The sequence below is a fragment of the Wolbachia endosymbiont of Atemnus politus genome, from assembly GCF_013309895.1.
Genome location: NZ_JAAXCS010000098.1, coordinates 1 through 4,567, shown reverse-complemented (window position 1 = coordinate 4,567; position 4,567 = coordinate 1). Strand labels below are relative to the sequence as shown.

The 4,567-nt window shown below is 35.5% G+C and carries 3 protein-coding genes; 2 read left to right on the top strand and 1 reads right to left on the bottom strand.

Annotation, left to right across the window (positions count from 1 at the left end):
* The first annotated feature begins 813 nt into the window (after window positions 1-813).
* Together HET73_RS06000 and ffh are read left to right on the top strand one after the other, a co-directional pair.
* Window positions 814-2,364: a proton-conducting transporter transmembrane domain-containing protein gene (locus HET73_RS06000; protein ID WP_174132941.1), complete on the top strand. Its 1,551-nt coding sequence runs from the start codon at window positions 814-816 to the stop codon at window positions 2,362-2,364.
* Window positions 2,349-3,692, top strand: coding sequence for a signal recognition particle protein (gene ffh, locus HET73_RS05995; RefSeq protein WP_174132942.1), 1,344 nt, complete (start codon window positions 2,349-2,351; stop codon window positions 3,690-3,692). Before HET73_RS06000 ends, ffh begins: the two co-directional genes overlap by 16 nt.
* Before the next feature lie 48 nt (window positions 3,693-3,740).
* Here the strand turns inward: ffh and HET73_RS05990 are convergent.
* On the bottom strand, window positions 3,741-4,567 hold an 827-nt coding region (locus HET73_RS05990; protein WP_174134187.1), incomplete at its 5' end, for a glycine zipper family protein.

The window sequence follows — 4,567 nt, the reverse complement described above, 5'->3', positions numbered from 1 at the left end:
TAGGCACTTAGCTATTGCATCACTCTCGCTTGCAACAACTTCTTCTGTTAACAATTTTTCCTTTCTCATCAACGATACTGATAAAAGTTTCTTTGAGTGAGACATCTAATCCGCTATAATATTTCATGAGACTACTCCTACTGTAAAAGTTTAAATTATTTTTGAAGAACCGATTCTACTGAATTTGTTACTTCGTGCCAAAATAATGGAGTATGTCTCTCTATCATTCAACAGCAATTACAGTATGTTTATCATAAATCACCACTGCATAAGGTACCATGCAACAAGGCCATCCTGGTCTCTCGACCTGCTTTCTGATGGTAATTTTTGCGTTAAAACTTGCTTACCAACGGTTGCGTTTCTCCTGAAAATTCCTTACCATAAATTGGTTATGCAAGAGGTCTAATGTTCGTGTAGTTGTGGATGGTTATGCTATAATACATATATTATTAATAACTTCATGCTATAATAATTATATATTTAAAATAGTTGTTATAACATGAAGTAGGGTCTTATACTGGCCATAATGTTAAACCTTATTTCAAAAAGTAAATAATCTACTAACGCTCGTGCACAAATTTAAAATAAATTATGCACGAGCGTAGTACTATAAATTAAGCGTGTTATATTGAGGCTTACCTCACTATTAAAGCTATCGGTCAGATTAGATTAAAAACCTAATCTGACCGGTTTTCCTATAACCCCCTAACCCTGGTATAATTATATGATAATTAGTTTAATTAGTAGTTAATACATGCAAATTGATTTTATTCATTCATTAAGATAGCATAGACCATATTGGCTTAAATTATTGTGAAACTTTACAAATCTTTACTATTACTTTTGCTGACTGCATTAGCAGTTATAGTCCTAAAATTACCTGAAACCATATTAAATTGGCCCAATCCAGTTCTAAACTTTGATTTATCCTTTCGTATTATATTAATATCCTTCCTATCGGCTGCATTTTTAATTGTTCTACCAGCAAAAAACTTAAGCTTTTCAGAAATGCTATCTTTTCTTGCTTACACTATCAGTTCATTGTGTGCAATATTATCTAAACAGATGATATCGACTATAATATTTTGTGAATTAATGGCCATCAGTGCATCTTTTATTATTGCAGTCGGCAGTAAAGATAACGGACCTGCAGTAAGATATGCTTGTGTACATTTTTTTGTTGGAGTTATACTAACAGCAGGGTCAGCAATTCAAAGCCCTAATCTAATAATCATAGGTTTATTAATAAATTGCGCTTGTTTCCCTTTCTCGTTTTGGATCGTTGATACATATCCTGCTGCATCATTGCATGGTGCATCATACCTTTCCCTATTTACTACTAAGGTTTCTTTTTTAGTAGCACTCTTACATACTTACAATCTTTGGCAAGATCACGCTGAAATATTAGCACTCTTGGGCGCTATTACTGCAATTTACGGTATTGTATTCACTTCTCTTGAACAAAACATTCGTAGATTTTTAGCCTACAATGTTGTAGGACAAATGGGTCTATTAATTATGACAGGAAGTCTGCTTAGCCGCTCAGAAAATGCTGTACCACTACTTGCATTCAATATAATTTTTTCCATTGCCTACCAACTATTGCTCACTGCTGTTGCTAACTCGACCATCTCACGGACAAAAGCAGTGAATTTTAATAGAGTGGGCAAATTCATGTCAGTGGAAGGAATGTATGCTTTGATCGCGATACTGACAATGGCTGCATTTCCTGGAACTGCCGGATTTATCAGCAAATCATACACTGCGGCTGAAATTAAAATGAGCAGTACTGATTTAGACTTGTACAAAAGCTTACACAAGATTCTGAATTTATTGCTTTATTTAAGCGTGGGGCTTAAGTTTCTCTATTACATATTTATTGCCAAAAGCAAGTCAAAACTTTTAGCAGAGAAAGGAGGTGGGGTGGCTATGATTATTTTAGCGTTTATATGCGTAATCGCTGGCAATCCTTACTTACCTATCTATGATAAATCTTCGATTTTTAATCTTGTGTACAACACAAAAAATATTTGGTCGCAATTTAATTTATTACTATGTGCCACTTTGTTGTTCATTCCTTTACGCAAGCTATTTTTGCCAAGGATAAATTTCAAAATGGATATCGATTGGATTTTTAGGGCTCTCATACCTCATATTATTTCACTATCCAACAAGTTAATTCTCAAAACCAGGAAAATGTTTGCCGGTATACTGCAAAACTTGACTAATTCACTCACTGATTTATACTTTAATAATGCTACTAAACTCAAAGAAGTGCTCAGTTATAATTCAGTGAGTTTTGTTTCAGCTTCTTCTCTTTTTTTAATGAGTATTCTATTAGTACTATTATGTTTAAGTCATTAACCGAAAATTTAAATTCTGTATTTAATAAGCTCAGGGGAAAGTCAATCATTTCCGAAGATGACTTCAGCCTTGCTATGCGTGAAATACGTATAGCCCTAATTGAAGCTGATGTTTCGCTTGAAGTTGCAAAAAAATTCATCAATGACATTAAAGATAAGGTCATAGGGGAAAAAGTCATAAAAAGTGTTTCTCCAGCACAAATGATAATCAAAATTGTGCAGGATAATTTAGTTGCAATCCTCGGACCAGAAAAAAGTGAATTGAACCTAGCAGTTAAACCTCCTGCTATAATTATGATGGTGGGCTTACAAGGCGCAGGTAAAACAACCACTTCAGGAAAGCTTGCTTTAAAGCTAAAAAAACAAAAGAAAAAAGTAATGCTTGCCTCTTTAGATATTTACAGGCCGGCTGCCCAGAAACAGCTTGAGGTGCTCGGTAAACAAATAGATGTACAAACCTTACCTATAGCGATAGATGAAAAGCCTATTGCAATTACAAAAAGGGCACTGGCAGCAGCAAAGAACGATAACTATGATGTATTGATACTAGATACCGCAGGTAGGATTCATATCGACGAAAATATGATGAATGAGTTGAAGGCTGTGAAAGAAATAGCTTCACCTGCAGAAGTTATTTTAGTAGCCGATGCAATGATTGGCCAGGATGCAGTGAATATCGCCAAATCATTCAATGAAACAATAGGGGTAACTGGTATTATTCTCACCCGCGTTGACGGCGATGCACGCGGTGGTGCTGCCCTCTCTATGAAAATGACAACTAATTGCCCAATTAAATTTATTGCTTGTGGTGAAAAGTTAAGTGATCTTGATGATTTTTACCCTGACAGAATCGCGAAAAGAATACTTGACATGGGTGATGTCGTCTCGTTGGTTGAAAGGGCTACTGAAATCGTTGGTCAGGAAGAGATTGATAAACTACAAAAGAAAGTAAAAAAAGGCAAATTTGACCTGAATGATTTGGTAGGAATGCTAAAAACTCTGAATAAAATGGATGGCATCAGCAACATAATGAAGTTCATCCCAAGCTCGTTTACAAAAAAGCTAAGTAGCGGAGTGCCAGATGATAGTAAAGTGAAAAAATATATAGCTATCATAAATTCGATGACTGAAAAGGAAAGGCGAGATCCAGATATCTTAAATGGCAAGAGGAGGCTCAGAATTGCGAAAGGTTCTGGAACGAGTGTGCCAGATGTTAACCTCTTAATTAAGCAATATGATCAAATTAGCGCGGTGGTAAATAAATTCAGCAAAGTTGACCACAGCAAATTCAAAGAATCTGATTTGATGGATATGCTGAGCAGAAAGTAAAGCAGCTTCTTTGGAGAAAATCGCGTTAATGACTATGCAACAAAGCCATTAGGAAGGTGTAATTTGTTCTTCCGAATCTACTACTTGCTCAGAACTTGGATCACCTACCTGAGATTGCGGCTTCATTTCCTGAACCTTTTTATTAACTTTTTCTTTTACCTCTTCTATGTTATTGTTACCAATAGCCATAATTGCAGGTTGAAATTTGTCCATGAGCTCCTTAAGTGCTTCCTTATCAGCTTCATGAGTACTAGTACCTTTTTCTACAAGTCTGTCCATACCATTCTCCCCTTCCTTTGAAAAGCTAATGGTTTTGTCTTCTATTAACTTCATTATAGCCGATCGCTGATCTTTATCTTGGAGCATTGTTATTATTTCTATTTTATTATTAGGCTTTGTTCGCTCTTCTTCGGTACTCTTGTGATATTGTTCTAATAAATCGCTATTCAACTTAGCAAAATTATTCTCTCTTGCTTGAACTGTAGGCAATTTATCTATTAAATCTTTAAACAAACTTTTTATTGCTTTTCCCGCATCAAGTACCCCTTCTTTTATTTCACCTCTATGTCGATACACCGTATAAACAATGGCAGCTATAGCTACTATTGCTAAAAACCCTGCTAACGCTGCTCCGCCTACTACTAATGTACCAGCCACTCCCCCTATTGCTAATGTACCTGCTAGTGCACCCGTCAGCGTTGTAAATGCTGCCCCACCTATAATTCTGTTAATTAACAACTGATTACCTAAAGTTTCGAGCTTTTCTATCATTACCCGATCTTTACCAATTTGTTCAACTAGTCTTTTGAATTTCTCTTCTTCTGATATTTTTTCCGATATAGTTTTTAAGAATCCCTTGTCCTCATCTTTACTTA

Excerpts from the sequence above, each read along its gene's own strand:
- ffh (WP_174132942.1), top strand. The coding sequence starts at position 2,349 with ATGTTTAAGTCATTAACCGAAAATTTAAATTCTGTATTTAATAAGCTC.